This window comes from Magnetovibrio blakemorei (assembly GCF_001746755.1).
GTDB classification, from domain to species: Bacteria; Pseudomonadota; Alphaproteobacteria; order Rhodospirillales; family Magnetovibrionaceae; genus Magnetovibrio; species Magnetovibrio blakemorei.
In genome coordinates this window covers 1-1,040 of sequence record NZ_MCGG01000090.1, presented here as the reverse complement: position 1 = coordinate 1,040, position 1,040 = coordinate 1, and the positions used below count along the sequence as shown (strand labels likewise).

The window sequence follows — 1,040 nt, the reverse complement described above, 5'->3', positions numbered from 1 at the left end:
GGCTGTGGTTTTCGAATTGTTACTGTTTTCCAAACAGATATATTGGATGTTGTCCAAGATTTAATAACTTTGATTAAGCATGAGGGTGGAAAATCTCCATTTTTAAAGGGGCGTTTAAAGGAGGCTGTAATCTACACGAATCGTCCCGTAGACGAAGAAAATTCAGTTCATGTTTTAGCAAAACAGTTGATTGATAATGCAAATTTTGTATTTGAGGACAATGGCTATGCACCTAAAATTGCAGAGCCAGAGAATAAAAAAAGTGGATACTCTTCTATCCATTTGGTTGCTTTTGTGCCAGTTGAGGTTTCTCGTTGGAATGGTGAAATAGAAACGGTCCATCAGACTGTGGAAATTCAAGTTCGCGATATTTTTGAGGAGGCTTGGGGAGAGGTTGACCATGCGCTGCGCTATATGGTGCAGCGTGAGCAAGATGGTGATATCGAGGACCATCCGCGCGTAGCGCAATGGAGGCCACATCTGAACGCACTTAAGACATTCGCTGACGGGTGTTCTCAGCACGCCAGCCTTATCAAAAAAAATGCAATTGATGCTGCTGCCGTTATAGCAGGTGAAGAGCATTTGTCGGTTGATAGTGCCAGCGATGCTATTTCAGAGCTTCAAGAAATTTTGCCTGCAACGTTTCACACTGAACTGCGTCAGGCGTTCGATTGCAGGGATAATGCGTCTCGTGCACTAGATAACCCAACTGAGTCACGTGAGCTTTTCGATGAGGCTGCTGATATGTTTCATAAGCTCATAAAACGAGGTAAAATGCACCTTGATAAAAAGTTGGAAAGTACAAGAACTGTTGGGTATCGGCTTGAAATGGAATTGGCATATTGTTTGAGGACTGAAGATGCTTCAAAACGTAAACAAGCTATAACCATTTACAATGACCAATTAAAAGCTTTTCCTTTCGATGTTACTGCAAGTTATCGCCTTGGAATGATTTTTCGCATTGGTGGTCAGATGGTTGAGGCTTTGAAGGCTTTTTTGGACGCTGGGAAAAATCTGGACAGAGATTCAACGATTAAAGC

Annotated in this window: 1 protein-coding gene; it reads left to right on the top strand. The window is 42.2% G+C overall.

The genetic code is table 11. The features are described 5' to 3' along the window. On the top strand, positions 1–1,040 hold a 1,040-nt coding region (locus tag BEN30_RS17600), incomplete at both ends, for a hypothetical protein (RefSeq protein WP_407655981.1).